This is a genomic window from Oscillospiraceae bacterium (assembly GCA_025758045.1).
Lineage (GTDB): Bacteria > Bacillota > Clostridia > Oscillospirales > Ruminococcaceae > Gemmiger.
On sequence record CP107208.1, the window covers coordinates 671824 to 688390 of the forward strand.

16 protein-coding genes are annotated in these 16567 nt (G+C 62.4%); 8 read left to right on the forward strand and 8 right to left on the reverse strand.

The annotated features are described in order from the left end of the window. Nucleotides 1–3 precede the first annotated feature (3 nt). From OGM81_03340 to OGM81_03355, 4 genes are all read left to right on the forward strand, one after another. On the forward strand, nucleotides 4–1962 hold the full coding sequence (locus tag OGM81_03340) for a M23/M56 family metallopeptidase (protein UYJ44184.1): 1959 nt from the start codon (nucleotides 4–6) through the stop codon (nucleotides 1960–1962). 15 nt (nucleotides 1963–1977) lie between these two features. After that, nucleotides 1978–3207, forward strand: coding sequence for a peptidoglycan DD-metalloendopeptidase family protein (locus OGM81_03345; GenBank protein UYJ44185.1), 1230 nt, complete (start codon nucleotides 1978–1980; stop codon nucleotides 3205–3207). Nucleotides 3208–3218: 11 nt separating this feature from the next. Next, nucleotides 3219–4610 (forward strand): peptidoglycan DD-metalloendopeptidase family protein, encoded by a 1392-nt coding sequence (locus OGM81_03350; GenBank protein UYJ44186.1) that lies wholly within the window; start codon nucleotides 3219–3221, stop codon nucleotides 4608–4610. 331 nt (nucleotides 4611–4941) lie between these two features. Beyond that, nucleotides 4942–5406: an Lrp/AsnC family transcriptional regulator gene (locus OGM81_03355; GenBank protein ID UYJ44187.1), complete on the forward strand. Its 465-nt coding sequence runs from the start codon at nucleotides 4942–4944 to the stop codon at nucleotides 5404–5406. Here OGM81_03355 and OGM81_03360 read toward each other — a convergent pair. The 5 genes from OGM81_03360 to OGM81_03380 all read right to left on the reverse strand — a co-directional run bounded on the left by OGM81_03360 (nucleotide 5397) and on the right by OGM81_03380 (nucleotide 9154). Then, on the reverse strand, nucleotides 5397–5774 hold the full coding sequence (locus OGM81_03360) for a type II toxin-antitoxin system PemK/MazF family toxin (protein ID UYJ44188.1): 378 nt from the start codon (nucleotides 5772–5774) through the stop codon (nucleotides 5397–5399). The genes OGM81_03355 and OGM81_03360 overlap by 10 nt on opposite strands. Before the next feature lie 54 nt (nucleotides 5775–5828). Then, the gene (locus OGM81_03365) at nucleotides 5829–6920 is read right to left on the reverse strand and encodes an acyltransferase (protein ID UYJ44189.1); all 1092 of its coding nucleotides are present in this window, start codon (nucleotides 6918–6920) and stop codon (nucleotides 5829–5831) included. A gap of 61 nt (nucleotides 6921–6981) precedes the next feature. Continuing rightward, nucleotides 6982–7359: a holo-ACP synthase gene (acpS, locus tag OGM81_03370; GenBank protein ID UYJ44190.1), complete on the reverse strand. Its 378-nt coding sequence runs from the start codon at nucleotides 7357–7359 to the stop codon at nucleotides 6982–6984. A gap of 18 nt (nucleotides 7360–7377) precedes the next feature. Further along, a complete protein-coding gene (locus OGM81_03375; protein ID UYJ44191.1) occupies nucleotides 7378–8733 on the reverse strand; it encodes an HD domain-containing protein in 1356 nt (451 codons plus the stop codon). Between the two features lie 34 nt (nucleotides 8734–8767). After that, on the reverse strand, nucleotides 8768–9154 hold the full coding sequence (locus OGM81_03380) for a hypothetical protein (GenBank protein UYJ44192.1): 387 nt from the start codon (nucleotides 9152–9154) through the stop codon (nucleotides 8768–8770). A 198-nt stretch (nucleotides 9155–9352) separates the two neighbouring features. On the opposite strand from OGM81_03380, the gene OGM81_03385 reads away from it, so the two are divergent. From OGM81_03385 to OGM81_03400, 4 genes are all read left to right on the forward strand, one after another. Beyond that, nucleotides 9353–9829 carry a MarR family transcriptional regulator gene (locus OGM81_03385; GenBank protein UYJ44193.1) on the forward strand — a complete coding sequence of 159 codons (477 nt, stop codon included), beginning with the start codon at nucleotides 9353–9355 and terminating at the stop codon, nucleotides 9827–9829. Next, complete coding sequence (locus tag OGM81_03390) at nucleotides 9819–11561, forward strand: ABC transporter ATP-binding protein/permease (protein UYJ44194.1); 1743 nt, start codon at nucleotides 9819–9821, stop codon at nucleotides 11559–11561. Before OGM81_03385 ends, OGM81_03390 begins: the two co-directional genes overlap by 11 nt. Beyond that, nucleotides 11545–13185 carry an ABC transporter ATP-binding protein/permease gene (locus OGM81_03395; protein UYJ44195.1) on the forward strand — a complete coding sequence of 547 codons (1641 nt, stop codon included), beginning with the start codon at nucleotides 11545–11547 and terminating at the stop codon, nucleotides 13183–13185. Before OGM81_03390 ends, OGM81_03395 begins: the two co-directional genes overlap by 17 nt. 80 nt (nucleotides 13186–13265) lie before the next feature. Further along, nucleotides 13266–14150, forward strand: coding sequence for a MerR family transcriptional regulator (locus OGM81_03400; GenBank protein ID UYJ44196.1), 885 nt, complete (start codon nucleotides 13266–13268; stop codon nucleotides 14148–14150). A gap of 36 nt (nucleotides 14151–14186) precedes the next feature. Here the strand turns inward: OGM81_03400 and OGM81_03405 are convergent, their stop codons facing one another. From OGM81_03405 to OGM81_03415, 3 genes are all read right to left on the reverse strand, one after another. Continuing rightward, nucleotides 14187–14837, reverse strand: coding sequence for an HAD family hydrolase (locus OGM81_03405; protein UYJ44197.1), 651 nt, complete (start codon nucleotides 14835–14837; stop codon nucleotides 14187–14189). Nucleotides 14838–14846: 9 nt separating this feature from the next. Continuing rightward, nucleotides 14847–15866: a glycosyltransferase family 2 protein gene (locus OGM81_03410; protein UYJ44198.1), complete on the reverse strand. Its 1020-nt coding sequence runs from the start codon at nucleotides 15864–15866 to the stop codon at nucleotides 14847–14849. Between the two features lie 245 nt (nucleotides 15867–16111). Further along, nucleotides 16112–16252, reverse strand: coding sequence for a hypothetical protein (locus OGM81_03415; protein UYJ44199.1), 141 nt, complete (start codon nucleotides 16250–16252; stop codon nucleotides 16112–16114). Between the last annotated feature and the right edge of the window lie 315 nt (nucleotides 16253–16567).

Genomic DNA, 16567 nt, shown 5'->3' on the forward strand with positions numbered 1-16567 from the left:
ATTATGCGCAGCACTGTGCTTTCGTTTTTGCTGCTCAGCCTGTGGGGCAGCGCGGCGGCGCTGGCGGCCTGGGTCGTCTGCCGCCTGTTGCGCCGTGCCCATGCGCCCAGCCGGTTTTTGTGCTGGCTGTGGCTGGCCGTGGGACTGCGGTTCGTGCTGCCCTTTGGCATCCCGCTTGCCCTGCCCCGCCCGCAAAACACCCAACTGGCCGAGGCCGCCGACACTGTGCAGGCCCTGACCCAGCCGGAGCTTACCGCCCCGGACCTGCCTGCCATGGTTCCCGCCGCCCCCGCCGCGCCTGCGCCCTGGTACACCACACTGACCGTGTGGCATCTGCTGGCGGCGGTATGGGCTGTGGGCGTGGCACTGCTGGCCGTGCGTGCCGTGTGGGGCTACCTGCGCCTGTCCCGCCAGGTGGCGCTGGCCTGCAAAACGCCGGATGGCTGCTTCAGCGGCCCCTGTGTGCCCACGCCCTTTACCCTGGGCCTGCTGCGGCCCCGCATCTACCTGCCCGCCGGGCTGGTCGGCCCCGCCCGGGACGCCGTTATCTTGCACGAGCGCACCCACATCCGCCGGGGCGACCCGCTGACCAAGCCGCTGTTTTACGCCGTGGCCTGCCTGCACTGGTTCAACCCGCTGGCGTGGCTGGCCTTCCGCGAGTTTGAGCGCGACATGGAGGCCGCCTGCGACGAAGCTGCCGTGCGAGGCCAATCTTCCGCCGCCTGCAGCGCCTACTGCGAGAGCATTCTGCGGTTTGCCATGCAGGGGCGCGGCGTGCCCGGCAGCCTGGCCTTTGGTCAGGGCAGCGCTAAGACCCGCATCGTGCATCTGCTGCATTACCGCCGCCTGGGGGCCGGGGCCATGGTGGTCTGCGCCGTGGTCATCGCTGCCAGCATGACGGCCTGCATGGTGCGCCCTACTTTGGAAAACGCCCCCGCCGCCACGCCGGAGACCGCCGAAGCCGCTGAGCCGGAGGCCACGCCTACCCCCGCACCGACGCAGGCACCCACCGCTGTGGTCAACACCGCCCAGCTGCCGCTGCTGGAGGACCCCGACAACAGCCCGCTGTTTATCGATCCTGTACCGGATTACAAGTACATTTCCCGCTTTATGGGCAACGGCCACCGCGGTGACGATCTGTGTGCCGCCCCCGGCACCGATGTGCTGGCCGCGGCCGATGGCGTTGTCGTCCAGGCCGCCGAGCATTACAGCTGGGGCAATTTTGTGGTCATCGACCACGGCACGAACAGCGAGGGTTACAGCTGGCGCACCCTGTACGCCCACCTGCAGAGCTATACTGTGGAAGTCGGACAGCATGTTATCCAGGGGCAGATCATCGGCTACGTAGGCAGCACCGGCCGAACCACCGGCAACCAGTGTCATTTTGAAGTATATGTGGATAACACCCTGACCTCTCCGCGCTGGTTTACCGCCTATCACGGGGAGGGCGACAGCGCCGAGCCGACCGACGAGGAGCGGCAGGAACTCATTGACCGATGCGTCGACGCCAAGCTATACGATGCCATGCACACGATGGATGAAGCACTGGGCGGCCAGGGGGCGCAGGCCGTTGTCTTTTCGCTGCCGCTCGACCTTTCTGACGATGTGCGGATGAGCAGCACTTTCGCCCAAAACTGCACCGGCGTAGACCTGGCGGCCCCGGAGGGCACCACCGTACTGGCCGCCGCCGACGGCACCGTGACCGAGTACGACTATAATGAGGACGACGGCTACTATCTGGTGCTGTACCACGGCATGGACGACGGTGCCTCGTGGCAGACGCGATACAGCCACCTGGGCAGCGTGAAGGTGCAGGTCGGGCAGCAGGTCGTGCAAGGCCAGGAGATCGCCGCCTGCGGCAGCACCGGGGCCAGCACCGGCCCCCACCTGCATTGGGAAGTGCTGAAAAACAGCGAACCCGTAGACCCGCAGACGGTTTGTGAACTCCTGTCTACCCTATAATAAGGTAACACTCCTATGAAATATTCTTCCCCCGGCCCCGCCCTGTTGGCGGCGGGGCTGCTTTTTTGCACCCTTTTTGCGCCGTTTGGCGCGTATGCTGACAGCAAAAAGGACGAATTATCGGCAAAACAGAATCAAGCCCAGCAGGCCTACAACGAAGCCCAGCAAGAACTGGAAGAACTGCAAAACCAGCAAAGCGAGACCCAGAGCCAGATCGACCAATTGCAGGGGCAGAGCGCCGAAGTCGCCGCCCAGTTGAGCGGCATATATACAGCCTTGCAGGAGGCCCAGCGCACCCTGGACGAGCGCACCGCGGCCGCCGAGCAGGCCGCCCAGGCGCTGGCGGACAAGCAGGCCGAGTACGACGCCAGCCTGGTCCGCTGCAAAAGCCAGATGGGCGCGATGCAGCTTTTGGACGGCGGCGGCAGCATTACCCTTTTGATGCAGGCCCACAGCCTGTACGAGATGCTGACCTTTGCCGAGACCCTGCGGGAGCTGGCCGACCACAGCAGCGCCGCCCTGGCGCAGTTGAACGCCGAGGCCGAAGCCCTGGACACCGCCCGCGCCGAGGCCCAAGCCGCTGCTGACGAAGCCGAGGCCGCCCGCGCGGCGCTGGATGCCCAGCAGACCGCCCTGGAAGCTACACAAAACGAGCTGGGCAGCGCCTTACAAGCCGCCAACACCGCCCTGACCGAGCAGCAGGCCGCCGAACAGGCACAAGCTGTGGTGACCGAGGCCGCCCGCAAAGCCTATCTGCAGGCCACGGCGGATCTGGACGCCTACGCCCGCGCCCAAAGCAGCAAGTACACCACCGCCGACCTGCACCTGACCAGCCTTGCCTTCCGCTGCCCGCTGGACAGCTACGGGCGCATCACCACCCAGTTTGGCGAGGCCGACCCCTGGGGCATCCCCCACCGGGGCACCGACTTTGCCGCGCCGGGCGGCACGCCGGTCTACGCCATTGCTGATGGCATCGTGAGCGCGGCCGCCGCCGTGTACAGCTACGGCAACTGTGTGCAGATCAGCCACGGCACGGCCGACGACGGCAACACCTACGACAGCCTGTATGCCCACCTGAGCAGCATTGTCGTCAGCCAGGGCAGCGCTGTGACCAAGGGGCAGGTCATCGGCTACGTAGGCAACACCGGCAACGTGTATAGCACCGGGGGCGGCGGCTATCACCTGCACCTGGAACTGCGGGTCAACCGCGCCCGCGTGAACCCGCTGGCTTACGTACCGCAATGAGTAACGACTTTTTGTATTGGTTTGGCTTTTATGTAGAGTATCGGCTGCTCTGCCTTGCACGCGGGCTGGCCGCCTTTACCCGCTGGTTTGTCCGGGTGCTGGGTACGCTGCTGACAGCGGTGCTGCGCCCCGTCGCGCTGGGGTGCATCCAGCTGCGGCAGGCCTTGCGCCGCCCCAAAGCATGGCTGGGGCTGGTGGTCCCGGTGGCGGGATCGCTGGCCTTTGCGTGGCTGGTGCGCACCTGGCTTGGCCAGCCCTTTGCCCTGCGGGTGGAAGTAAATGGCACCGTGGTGGGCTATGTGGCCAGCGAGCAGGACTTTGACACCGCCCGTGCCGATGTGCAGGCCCGCGTGAACACCGCCCGCACCCTTCTGGAAGCGGCAGGGGCCGACGTGCCCAACTGGGACCTGGACCCGGCCTTTACGCTGGCCGTCAGCGCCGACACGATGACCCCCGGTGAGGTGGCCAACGCCATTTTGCAGGCCAGCGGCAGTGAAATTACTGCGGGCACCGCCGTCTACGTGGACGGCACCCTGCGCTTTGTGACCACCGAGGGCGACCACCTGCGCACCCTGCTGGCCGCGGTGCGCCGTCCCTACATGGACCCCACCGACGCCGACAGCCGCGTGGTGTTTGCCCACGAGTTGACGCTGGCAGACGGCATTTACCTGACCGGGTCGGTCAGTCCCTATACCGAGGTTGTATCCGCCCTGCAGGCCAATGACGGCGAGCTGCTGCGGGTACAGATCCGCCGCCGGGAGCGGTACGAGCAGGAGCTTGCCTACGATACCCAAATTGTGGAAGACGACACGCTGGATTTTGGCAAAAGCGAGACCGTGCAGACCGGCGTGCCGGGCCGCGAGACCGTGACCTACGAGGTAGTGTACGAAAACGGCGCCGAGGTGGACAGCCGCGTGTTGGATGTAGCCCGCACTGCCGAGCCGGTGCCGGAGGTCATCCGCCGGGGCACCCGGTTGCAAAGCGGGATGATCGGCAAGCTGGGCACCGGCAGTTTCATCTGGCCCGTGCCCGCCTACCGGCACATTTCCCGCTGGGCGAACTTTACTCCCGGAATCAACTATCACCGTGGCGCGGACATTGCCGCACCCTACGGCACCGAAATTTACGCCGCCGACGCCGGAACCGTGGTGGAATGTACCCGCCATTGGAGCTGGGGCAACTACGTGAAGATCGACCACGGCAACGGGTACCAAACGCTGTACGCCCACATGTCGGCCCAGGCGGTGCACGTAGGCGATGTGGTGGAGCAGGGGCAGGTCATAGGCTATGTGGGCAATACCGGCAACTCCTTCGGGAACCACTGCCATTTTGAGATGTATTATAACGAGCGGTTGTTCAGTGCAAGGGATGTGTTCCCGGATATGCCGGAGTGGAATCGCTAAAAGCCTCCCTCTGGGAGGGAGGTGGCGCGAAGCGCCGGAGGGAGAGAGTCTTGGCATAGTCTCTCCCCCACCCGCTTCGCGGGACCGCTTACGCGGCCGGACCCCTCTGTCGCGATGCGACATCTCCCCACGCTGTTGGGAGTCACCCTCGCAGAGGGGCCAAAGTGTCGCACCCTCTCACCCATTTTATTTTTTTCAGCCGGCACTTTACTTTTTTGGTTTTGTGTGCTAGAATACTTTACATAGTAAAGCGACCCCTGCTTGCGGTGCAATGACGCGCCGTTGGTGGGGGTCGTGTCTGTTTTTTAGAGGGTATTTTTAGGGGGAAGCTATGGACCGTATCGATCGAAAAATCTTGGACATCCTGCAAAAGGACGCCCGCGCACCGCTGAAAGAAATTGCTGACCGTGTATTTTTATCCAGCCCTGCGGTGTCGGCCCGCATGGCCCGGCTGGAAAGCTCCGGCGCGATCATGAGCTATCAGGCCCAGGTGGCCGCGCCGATGCTGGGGTACATGGTCAAGGCGTTCATCAACCTGGACATGGACCCCCAGCGCAAGCCGGAATTTTACCCCTACATTGAAAGCTGCCCCCATGTGGTGGAGTGCAACTGCGTGACCGGCGATTACAGCATGCTGATCGAGGTGCTGTTTGCCACCACGCAGGAGCTGGACCAGTTCATCAACCATTTGCAGCAGTTTGGCCGCACCCGCACGCAAATCGTGTTCTCCACACCCGTGGAGCACCGCGGCGTGCCCGTCAGTGTGGAGGAAGATGCCGCCGATCCTCAGAAATAACCGCCGTCCTGGTGGGTGCTCTGGCTTTCCAGCCCCATGGATACGCCCAGGGCTTCATCCACGCGGCGCATGTCATCCTCGGGGATGCGGCCCGCACGCTCCCGCAGGCGGCGCTTATCCAGGGTACGGATCTGCTCGGTCAAAATAATGCTGTCCTTGGCCAGGCCGCAGCGGTCGGCCCGCACGCTGATATGCGTAGGCAGGCGGTTTTTATCCTGCCGGCTGGTGATGGCCGCCGCGATCACCGTGGGGCTGTGCCGGTTGCCGATCTCATTCTGGATGATAAGTACCGGCCGTATCCCGCCCTGCTCGCTGCCCACGACGGGGCTTAGGTCGGCGTAAAAAACCTCGCCTCTGTGCACTTCCATAGAAAAAGCCTCCTCTCGTTTGCTTACCTAGAGTATAAGCGAGAGGAGGTTTTTTTAATCACTCTGTTTTTCGATTTCTGCGGCCAGCGCGTCGCCTTTGACGCAAAAAGCCGTAAACGCACGGCTGCGCTGCAAGGGCTGTATGATAAACCTGGTACGCAGCGTGTCGATGGCCGCGCAGCCCGCGAAAGTCAGCACGATCACCAGCAGCGTGTACGCCGCCGAGCCGTGGTGCGCTTGGGCGCGGAAGATGCCGTTCCACAAAAAGTCCCGCAGCACGGGGACCTGGTGCAGGATGTAAACGCCCAGCGTCGTGCCCGCCAGCCCGTTGATGAACCGGTTGCTGCCGAGGTCCAGATTTTTGAAGAAGTGGAACAGCGCCAGCGCCGCCAGCAGGCCGGGCAGTGCGCCCAGCGCCGTGCGGTAGTAGGCAATGTACTGGAACGCCTTGCTGTCGGTCGCGCCCCGGTATTCCAGCACCGCGCGGATGGCGGTGTTGGCCAGCGGCAGGCCCAGGCCGAGGACAAGCGCCGCGGCGGGGCGGTTCAGCAGGCGGGACAGGCGGTTATCCGGCCAGCGGCGCAGGTAGGCAGCCAGCAGGTAATCGTAGAGGAACATCCACGCCGTATCGCCCAAAATTCCGTCCTGGCCAAACACCGTGGGGTAAACGACCAGCGGCACAGCCAGCACCAGCAGCACGCCTTTGTGGGCGCGGCGGGGCAGCCCGTGCAGCAGCCGGTTGAGCAGCGGCACGCAGAGCAGCAGCACCAGATAGTCCGAGATGAACCACAGCTGGCGCGTACCGGCGGGAAACGCCGCCCAGCGCAGTGCGCCGAGGGAGACATCCAGCCCGGCCAGCCTGCACAGCAGCGTGACCGGCACGGTGTACAGCCACAGCGACAGCCAAAGCGACAACGGGCGGCGGGTTTTGAACGGCTGTTCGCACATAAACCAGCTGCCCACCAGCACAAACACGGTGCAGGCAATGCGGGAGCCGCAGCCGATGAGGCAGAACACGAAGGAGGACGGCAGCGTGGAATAATCCGCAATGCCGCCCTGGCCGGTGAGGTGGTCGCCGATGATGAGCAGCATGCAAAGGATGCGCAGCAGTTCCAGATTGCTGGCGCGGGGGGCTTTTGTCGGCACGGCGGACCTCCTTTCCGATTGTTACAAAATAAGGCGGCCCATGGCCGCCCGTAAAAGGCAGTTATTTGTTTTGTTCCAGAATTACAAACGCGCAAGCCAGGCCGTTTTCGTGGGTCAGGCTCAGGTGCGGGGTCAGGGCGTTGGCGGCGGTCCATTCGGCGGCGGGGCCGGTCAGGGCAAAATAAGGTGCGCCACTTTCTTTACGCAATACCGTTAAATCTGTCAGTGCAAAGCCGCCCAGGCCGGTGCCTGCGGCCTTTAAAAAAGCCTCCTTGGCGGCAAAGTTGGCGGCGGCTGTCTCGGCACGGTGGGTGCCGCCCCGCTCGTTCAGCAGGGCCTGTTCCTCCGAGGAAAAAACACGCTGCACAAAGGCGGGCTTTTGCAGCTTTGCCGCCATGCGGTCTGCCGCGCAAAGGTCGATGCCGATGCCGAAGATCATACTTTCACCCTTTTCGTTTCAACTCAACGCAAACTCCAACAGTGCGGCTCTTTCGTTCAGCACGCGGCCCTCCATAACGGCGGTCAGCAGTCGCTGCAGGGTAGCACCCACGGCGGGGCCGGCGGGCAGGCCGGCTTCCATCAGGTCGCCGCCGTTTACGGCCAGCTGGCGCATGGTGTAGCAGGCGGTCTTGGAAAGCTCGGTCATCCGGGCCTCAAAGGCGGCCACCTCGTTCCTCCGGGCTTTGACCTCCGGCGTGTCGGCGTGGGCGTCCAGGTCGGCATATTTCAGCGCGCAGAGCCGGTGCAAAAACACCGCGCCGTAGCGGTTGAGACTTTTTAAAATGGCGGTGTCCCCCGCCGGGACCGGGGCATCATGGATGGCGATCAGTCCGGCAGTCCCCTCGATCAGATAGCCGGGGGCTTTCAGGCGGCGCAAAATCGTGCGGGCCATCGCCGCGCCCCGCTGGTTGTGGCCCTTAAAGTGGGTCGCACCGTCCGCGCCCACGCTGCGGCACTGAGGTTTGGCAATATCGTGCAGAAACGCTGCCCAGCACAGCACCCGCGCGCCGCGGGTATCCTGGCCGCGCAGGTCCAGCTTTTCCACCGCCACGGCCGAGTGCTGCCACACATCGTAGCAATGCCAGCGGCCGGGCTGGGTGCAACCGATGCAGGCCTGCACTTCGGGCACCGCACCGGCCAGGATCTCGCCGTATTTGGCCAGCGTCGGCCCCGCGTTGGGGGCGCCGAGCAGACCGTCGATCTCGGTATAAATGCGCTCGGCGCTCACGCTTTGCAGCGTATCCCGCGCCTGCAGGGCCGCGGCGGCGGTGGCTTCGTCCAAAGCAAAGCCCAGCCGGGCCGAGAAGCGCAGCGCCCGCAGGATGCGCAGAGCATCCTCGGCAAAGCGCTGGGCCGGGTCGCCCACACAGCGGATCATGCCCGCCGCCAGGTCATCCCGTCCGCCGTACAGATCAATAATGCCCCTGCCCGGGGCGTAGGCCATGGCGTTGATGGTAAAATCCCGCCGGGCCAGATCCCTGGGCAGGTCGTCCACGAACTGCACCGCGTCGGGATGGCGGTGGTCGTGGTAGTTGCCGTCCAGGCGGTAGGTGGTCATCTCGTAGGGTTTGCCGTGGAGCACCACCGCCACCGTGCCGTGCTTTTCGCCGGTCAAAATCAGCTGATGGCCGGCAAACAGGCGGCGCATTTCCTCCGGCCGGGCCGAGGTACAGATGTCCCAGTCCCCGGGGGTGCGGCCCAGCAGGCTGTCACGCACGCAGCCGCCCACCACATAGGCAGTGTGCCCGGCGCTTTGCAGCGTTTGCAGCAGGCCGATGACATCCCGCGGCAGATAGATGCTGTCCCGGTTCATGGTGCTGTCCCCCTTTCCCTGGTTTGGTGGTGTATTAGGCGCGGTGCCACTCCTGCGAAAGATCAACGATGCAGGCCAGGCTGCCTTCCTCATCTTTCAGCGAAGCGACCTTCTCGGCAGCCTTGTCGGCGTCGATCATCCAGGTCAGGATGAAGAAGTTCTCGGCCGGGACCTCGTAGTAGACCCAGGCGCCGTCGGCGCGCAGCAGGTCGGGTAGGTGGTCCAGCTCGCCCTCCAGCAGGCCCTGGCCTTCCTCGCCATAGATCATCTCGGGGCCGACCTGCAGAGAGTCGATCACGTTGATGCTGCTATTGATATACGTATCGCGGTCGACCGTTTTATCTCCGGCCTCCCACGCACTGGCGAACGCCTTGACCAGCAGTTCGCGGACTTCCAATTTACTGTCACCCATCTGATACATAACAGGAACCCTTCCTTAAACCATAATATAAAATAAGTATAGCACAAAATGGGACGGTTGGGTATGCCTATTTTGTTTTTTGTACTGCGCGGCGGGGATAAATTTTCTGCTTTTGTTGACAGAGGCGGAAAGCAGGCTATAATGGTTGTATGTACAACGATGTAGGTGCAACCAGTTTACCCGGATACGGAGGCGACCATGGATATTACCGAACGCAAAATTACCAAAATTGCCCGCGAGGCAGAGAAGCTGGTGCTGCTTACCCTGCGGGAAAAGGGCGTTGGCACGGCGGAGATCGACCTGATCCACGCGCTGCGCCATCACCCCGGCTGCACCCAGGCGGCGCTGGCCGAGCTGCTGCACGCCGACAAGGCGGCCATCGCCCGGCGCACCAAAAACCTGGAAGCGAAAGGCTATTTGGTGCGCAAGGCCAGCCCCAATGACCGCCGCAGCCAGCTTTTGTACCCCACCGAGAAAGCCGAAAGCCTGAAATCTTCCAAGGCGGAGATCGAGGCCGAATTTTACGAGTACCTGACCAGTGCCCTGCCCGCCGACGAGGCCGCCGCCTTTGCGGCTACGCTGCACAAGCTGTACACGGCCTCCAAGACCGAGAGCCGCGCGGGGTTCCCGCACTTTAAACAAGCCGCAGAGGGTGAAGCGGAACATGCAGAATGACAAGAACTTCCGCCCGGACCGCATCGGCGCCTACTTCCGCATCGAATGGCTGCTGCTGGCGCTGGTCACCGTTTCGGGCCTGATCTACAACATCGGTCTGCTGGCCACGCCCTGGTTTGAGGGGCGGCTGGCCCAATGCCTGGCCGATATTTTGGGCGGCAGCGCCACCGCCGCGGCCATGGCCATACTGGTGCTGACCTATGTGCTGGTTACGCTGGTGGTGCAGGCGGCGCGGTTCATCAAGCGCTTTTACGTGCGCCGCTTTGCCAATAACATCAACCGCCGGATGAAGGGCATCCTGTACGCCAACCTGGTGCGCCAGAGCCGCGCCGCGCTGGAAAAAGAGGGTGCGGGCGAGCTGATGACCAAGGCCATCTCCGACGTGGACGACTGCGTGGAGGGCATGCGGAAATTCACCACCGAAATTTTTGATACCGGCGTAGCGCTGGTAGGTTACATCGTGATGCTGCTGGTGTATGATTGGCGGCTGGCGCTGTTGAGTTTGCTGTTTACACCGGTCTCCTACCTATGCGCGGCGTGGATGAAAAAGCCGGTGCAGCGCGAAGGCGCCGCCTACAAAAAGGCCGCCGGTGCGTTAAGCGCCGCCACGCTGGACCGTGCCCAGAACGCCGCCACCTACCGCATTTACGGCTGCGAGACCGCCCGCGAGGCCCGGTACGAGGACGTGCTGACCACCTACGAAAAGACCGCCGTGCGCAGCAACGTGTGGCAATCGGCCCTGCCGCCGCTGTATCTGGCGGTGTCCGAAGCGGGCGTGCTGTTCATTTTGTGGTTCGGTGCCAAAAACGTGCTGGGCACCGGGTGGCAGGCCTGGGACATTGCGGCGTTTACTACGTTCCTCTCCTGCTTTACCAAGCTGACGGTAAAATCTTCGAAAGCAGCGAAGCTGTTCAACGCGGTGCAGAAAGCTGAAGTCTCCTGGAAGCGCATCAAACCGCTGATGAAACTGCCGGAGGAGCCGGACGAGCTGGCTGTGCCCGCCCCCGCCGATGTAACGCTAGAGGATCTGTCCTTTGGGTATACCGAGGAGCCGATTTTTGCGGGGCTGGATCTGACAGCCCATCCGGGGGAGATCATCGGCATTACGGGGCCGGTGGCCTGCGGAAAATCCACTTTTGGGCGTGTATTTTTGTGTGAAGCTTCCTATGGCAGCTCGGCCCGGTTCGGCGGCAAAGAATTCTCTGCGCTGACGCCGCGGGAAATTGCATCCACCGTCGGCTACCTGGGGCATGACCCGGAGCTGAGCGCCGACACCGTGCAGAACAACGTGCTGTGCGGCAGCAAGCAGGACCCGATGCCCTGGTTGGCTGCTGTGGCGCTGAAAGACGAAGTGCAAGCCATGGAGAACGGTGTGGACACCGTGATCGGTCCCAGCGGCACGCGGCTTTCCGGCGGGCAGGCCCAGCGGCTGGCGCTGGCCCGCACACTGGCGCATCCCCGGCCGGTGCTGGTGCTGGACGACCCGTTCTCGGCGCTGGACCGCAGCACCGAGGATACCGTGTTTGCTAACCTGCAGGAGTACGCCAAGGATAAGGTCGTCTTCCTCATCTCCCACCGGCTGTACCATTTTCCCCAGATGCAGCGTGTAATTTTTATGGAGGATGGCAAGACCACCGTGGGCACCCACGAGGAATTGCTGGCGGCCGTACCGGCCTACCGCCAGCTGTACGAAAGCCAGACAGGAGGGCAGCAGCATGAAAACGAACAATAAAATCGGCGTGTTTGCAGCCCTCCGCATGGCGGCCCGGGCACACTACCCGCTGACTGTTGGCACACTTTTATGCGTGGCGGCGTCAGTTATCGCCTCGCTGCTGCCGCCGCTGCTGCTGGCACGCATCATTGATGGGCTGGAGGCGGGCCTGCCGCTGACGATCTGGGCGGTGCTTGTCTACTTTGCCAGCCTGGCGCTGGAGGGGGTGCTGTCCTCGGCGCAGGAAAGTCTGCTGGTGCTGTTTGGGCAAAAGATGACCCACGCGCTGCGGTCCGAGATGTCCCACAAATTGACGCAGCTGCCTGCACGCACGCTGGTGGACCAGAACCCCGGCGAGGTGGCCGCGCGGTTCTCCGGCGATGTGGACACGGTGGAGGCGCTGTTCACCTCCGGCATCATCAGCATGGTGGCAGACGCCTGCCGCATCCTTTCCATTATGGCGGTCATCGCCGCAAAGAATCCCGGTCTGGCGCTGATTTTACTGCTGGTACTGCCGCTGTTCGCGGTGTTTACCCGTCGTGTACAGCGCCGCATGCTGGCCGCTCAGCTGGACAACCGCCGGGCTGTGGCCGCCGTCTCCGGCCAGGTGCCCGAGACGCTGCACAACATCCGCACCATCCGCGCGCTGGGCATGGAGCAGTACATGGAGCGCCGCTATGACCGGTGCATCGGCGCGGGCTACGCCGCCATGGAGCGCACTAACTTTTACGATGCCGTCTACTCCCCCGCTGTGCTGCTGCTGAACGCCGTGGTGGTGGGCATCGTTATGCTGCTGTCGGCCTCCGGCAGCGCGGTGGTGCTGGAGCTGTTCGGCATGTCCGTCGGTACCTCGGTAGCCGTTATCAACTACATATCGCGCATTTTCGCCCCCATTGAAAGCCTGGGCATGGAGGTTCAGACCATCCAGTCTGCCATGGCGGGCGTGAAGCGCATTGATGCGTTTTTGGCCCAGCCGGAACGGGAAATTTCCGCACAGCGTACCAGGGCGGCCCGGGGCGATGTGGAACTTTCCCACGTCACCTTTGGCTACGGCAAGAAACATGTGCTGAATGATTTCTCGATGACCGTGAAACAGGGCGAGCAGGTCACGCTGATTGGCCGCACCGGCGCGGGCAAGAGTACCGTGTTCAAGCTGCTGCTGGGGCTGTACCCGGCCGAAAGCGGCACCGTCACCATCGGCGGCGTACCGGTGGCGGACATCACCGACCGGGAGCGTCGCACCTGCATCAGCTGTGTGGAGCAGCATTTTGCCCGCGTGCCCGGCACCGTGCTGGACCAGATCACGCTGGGCGATCCACAGATCACCGCCGAGATGGCCAAACATGCGGCCCAACTGGCGGGCATTGACGGGGCCATCGAAGCGCTGCCCGACGGCTACGACACCCCGTGCAGTGAAGGGATGTTCTCTCAGGGCGAGTGGCAGCTGTTGTCCATCGCCCGCACCGCCGCGGCAGACCCCGCTGTGCTGCTGCTGGACGAGATCACCGCCAACCTGGACGCCGAAACCGAAGCCCGCGTGCTGGAGGCCCTGCGGCGGGCGTCCGAGGGTCGCACGGTACTGTCAGTGTCCCACAGAATTTATGAGAACCTGGGCGGGCGAACTGTAGAAATCAAAATATTATAAGTTGTCGCTTATTTTCAGGAAAAGCCTTGACCTTCCAGTGGGTGCAGGGTGTACGATAACCGGGAAAGGAGCGTGATGTTATGAACATCAAGCAGACAGCGGATGCGTCGGGCGTATCGGCGCGGAACATTCGCTACTATGAGCAGGCGGGGTTGCTGACCCCGGCACGCAACCCAGAGAACGACTACCGTATCTATACGGATGCCGATGTGCGGACGCTGAAACTGATTCGCGTGCTGCGCACACTGGATATGCCAGTGGAGGATATCCGCGCGGTACTGAGCGGTACACTGCCGCTGACCGAGGCTGCTGAACGCCAGCGCCGACAGCTGGAGGCCGAGCAGCAAAAGCTGGCAGCGGCCGCAGCCTTCTGCACGGAGCTGGCCGCCGGCGACCGAACGGCGGCAGAGCTGGATGTGGACGACTGCCTGGCTCGGATGGACTCCCCTGCCCAGGCGGGCGGCTGGTTTACCGGCTGGGTGCAGGACTACCGGAAAATGGCGTCTGCCGAGCATAAGCGGCAGTTTACCTTTACGCCGGACACCGCCATTGTAACCCCGCAGGAATTTACGGCGGCGCTGCTGGCTTGGGCAGACGAAAACGGCGTGGATGTGAACATGACCCGGGAGAGCATGACCCCGCATTTTATGCTTGACGGCATTGAGTACAGGGCCGTGCGGTATTCGAGCCATGTGCGCAATATCCCGATACTGCGGGTGCGGTGTGAGGTGTGCGATCCATCGGCGCTGGCGGTAGAGGGCGACCCGAAGCGGCTGCGGGTGCAGAGATTTCTGCACTACGGTCTGCCGGTGCTTGTATGCCTTGCATTGGCGGTGGTCTGGGTCTGCACCCGGAATATGCCGCTTTGGCCCGACAAGGCGGCTATGCTGCTGGTGCTGGGCGCTCTTGGCATCGGGTACGGCTTCCGCGGGTGGTATCTCTACTACAACGATCGGGACCAATAAAAAATGGGAGACAGCGCGGGCTGTCTCCCATTTGATTTATCCCAGCAGCAGTTTATGCAGGTCTTCCACGGTATCCGCGATGGCAGCGGCACCGGCGGATCGCAGTTCCTCGCGGGTGCCGTAGCCGTAGAAGGCGCCGATGCAGGGCAGGGCGTTTTTCTTCGCGCCGATGACATCGTGCTCACGGTCACCGACCATGACAACGCCGGTCTTATCGGTCAGGCCGATGGTGTCCAGCGCGTAGGCGATGACCTCGGCCTTGTCGGTGCGGGTCTCGTCCAAAGTCGCACCGCAGATAGCGGTAAAGTACTGCGCCAGATCAAAATGCTCCATGATGCGGCGGGCGTACTCCTCGGGCTTGCTGGTGGCCAGCACCAGCTGGCAGCCGCGGGCGTGCAGGTCGGCCAGCAGCGCGGGGATGCCGGGGTAGACCTCATTCTCAAACAGGCCCTTGTCTGGGAAATACTCCCGGAAGGCCGCCACGGCGCAGTCGGTGTCGGCATCGTTCAAGCCGCAGAGATTGTGGAACGAATCGATCAGCGGCGGGCCGAGGAAACGGCGCAGGGTGGCTTCGTCGGGCACGGGGATGCCGATCCTGCGGCAGCCGTACCGCACCGAGTTGAGGATGCCGGGGGCGGAGTCAGTCAGGGTGCCGTCGAGATCAAATAGAATTGTTTTGTACTGCATGGGCACCCCTTAGTTGAACTTGAACAGCTTCTGGGCAATGCGGTAGCCGCCGATGCTGAGCTTGCAGCCCAGCCAGCCAGGCAGGTTGCAGGCTTCGGCTACCGAGAGGCGGCAGCGGCGGCAAAGGCGCGGATCATGGGCTTTCAGGTCGGCCCACAGCTGCTTACGCTTTTCCATGGCTTCGGGGCTGCCGTCCAGTGTCAGGAAGATGCTGGAGATGGCCATCATCATCGAGAAATAGTTGAGCATATAGGCCCGCAGTTTGTCCTGGGTGACAGGCAGGGCGTAGACATCCACGGCCTCCATCATAATGCGGGTGACGCGCAGCTGCTGGTCGACGCGCTTGATCATGTTCTTCTCGTTGACACTCTGGTCATCGCGGCCGATGAAGTAGCGGTAGAGGTCCAGGTTGAGGTAGTAGATGGTCTCGACCTCGGGCAGCGGCTGGTAGACGAAGATGTTATCCACATAGAAGGTGTGCTTGGGCAGCACCATGCCGGACTTACGCAGCACCTCGGTGCGGTAGATGACGCTGTGCATCAGGATGTTCTTGTTCGGCGGAAAGTGACCGATCTCGCTCCACTTAAAGACGCGGCCCTCGGGCAGGATGCCTGTATAATCCACGATATTGCGTGTGTTATCAGCCACATGCTCGTACACATAGTTGGCCATGACCAGATCGACCGGCTTTTCGGCGGCAGCCTGGGCGCGCAGCACATCCATAACCTTGGCCAGGGCGTCATCGTCCAGCCAGTCGTCAGAATCGACCACCTTAAAGTACATGCCGGTGGCGTTGCGGATGCCCTGGTTGACACCCTCGCCGTGGCCGCCGTTCTCCTGATGGATCACGCGGACGATGGTGGGGTACTTTTCGGCGTAGGCATCGGCGATCTTGCCGGTGTCATCCTTGGAGCCGTCATCCACCAAGATGATTTCGGCTTCCTCGCCGGCGGGCAGCAGTGTCTCGATGCAGTGGTCCATATAAGCGGCCGAATTGTAGCACGGCACGGTAAAGGTGATAAGTTTCATAAATAGTCTCCCCTTGTGTGGTTTGCCTGGGAGCAGTGCAGGCTTTTGTGCACCGCTGCGGCAAACTGCCGCGCCAGGTCATAAAAGGACAGTATATATCATACGCTCTTTAGGCCCAAAATGCAAGCGGAACGACAAAAAGCGCCCGGTGCCGAACATTTGCATGTCGGCACCGGGCGGCTGCTTGCTGGGAGGTCTTTTCTTACACCGCGGCCTTGGGGGAGACCGTGTTTTAAGAGGCTGCCTTACAATCCGTCATTATAACGGTTATAACGGTGGACGCCAGACGGCATCACGTCGTTATACATTTCCTCCGGCAGGCCGTACGGCGGGGCAGGCTCCAGAAAACCATACATCCACTCGGCTAACGTGTGCAGCTTCAACATACAACCCATCTCCTTTCCGATATTGGCGGGTCTTTTTGGGGGGCGATGCCGCTGCTGCGGGCTGTTCGCCTTGGCGGTATCGCTTTTCTTTTTCTGTCTTTATTATATGCGATAAGTCCGTCTTTTGCAAGTTGCATTTTGTACAAACTTACAAAAGTTATTTGTATATTTTAAACTATTTCGGCATGTTGTATATTTTTGGGTTGCATCTGTACGCATCACGCGGACAGTTCCTCCCATGCTTCCTGCATGGTATCGGCCGAGAAAAGGAACTCGCCGTACTCAGAATAGACCTCGATGTGGCCTGCTACGTAA

Excerpts from the sequence above, each read along its gene's own strand:
- OGM81_03340 (UYJ44184.1), top strand. The coding sequence starts at position 4 with ATGCGCAGCACTGTGCTTTCGTTTTTGCTGCTCAGCCTGTGGGGCAGC.
- OGM81_03345 (UYJ44185.1), top strand. The coding sequence starts at position 1,978 with ATGAAATATTCTTCCCCCGGCCCCGCCCTGTTGGCGGCGGGGCTGCTT.
- OGM81_03355 (UYJ44187.1), top strand. The coding sequence starts at position 4,942 with ATGGACCGTATCGATCGAAAAATCTTGGACATCCTGCAAAAGGACGCC.
- OGM81_03360 (UYJ44188.1), bottom strand. The coding sequence starts at position 5,774 with ATGGAAGTGCACAGAGGCGAGGTTTTTTACGCCGACCTAAGCCCCGTC.
- acpS (UYJ44190.1), bottom strand. The coding sequence starts at position 7,359 with ATGATCTTCGGCATCGGCATCGACCTTTGCGCGGCAGACCGCATGGCG.
- OGM81_03375 (UYJ44191.1), bottom strand. The coding sequence starts at position 8,733 with ATGAACCGGGACAGCATCTATCTGCCGCGGGATGTCATCGGCCTGCTG.
- OGM81_03380 (UYJ44192.1), bottom strand. The coding sequence starts at position 9,154 with ATGTATCAGATGGGTGACAGTAAATTGGAAGTCCGCGAACTGCTGGTC.
- OGM81_03385 (UYJ44193.1), top strand. The coding sequence starts at position 9,353 with ATGGATATTACCGAACGCAAAATTACCAAAATTGCCCGCGAGGCAGAG.
- OGM81_03390 (UYJ44194.1), top strand. The coding sequence starts at position 9,819 with ATGCAGAATGACAAGAACTTCCGCCCGGACCGCATCGGCGCCTACTTC.
- OGM81_03395 (UYJ44195.1), top strand. The coding sequence starts at position 11,545 with ATGAAAACGAACAATAAAATCGGCGTGTTTGCAGCCCTCCGCATGGCG.
- OGM81_03400 (UYJ44196.1), top strand. The coding sequence starts at position 13,266 with ATGAACATCAAGCAGACAGCGGATGCGTCGGGCGTATCGGCGCGGAAC.
- OGM81_03405 (UYJ44197.1), bottom strand. The coding sequence starts at position 14,837 with ATGCAGTACAAAACAATTCTATTTGATCTCGACGGCACCCTGACTGAC.
- OGM81_03410 (UYJ44198.1), bottom strand. The coding sequence starts at position 15,866 with ATGAAACTTATCACCTTTACCGTGCCGTGCTACAATTCGGCCGCTTAT.
- OGM81_03415 (UYJ44199.1), bottom strand. The coding sequence starts at position 16,252 with ATGTTGAAGCTGCACACGTTAGCCGAGTGGATGTATGGTTTTCTGGAG.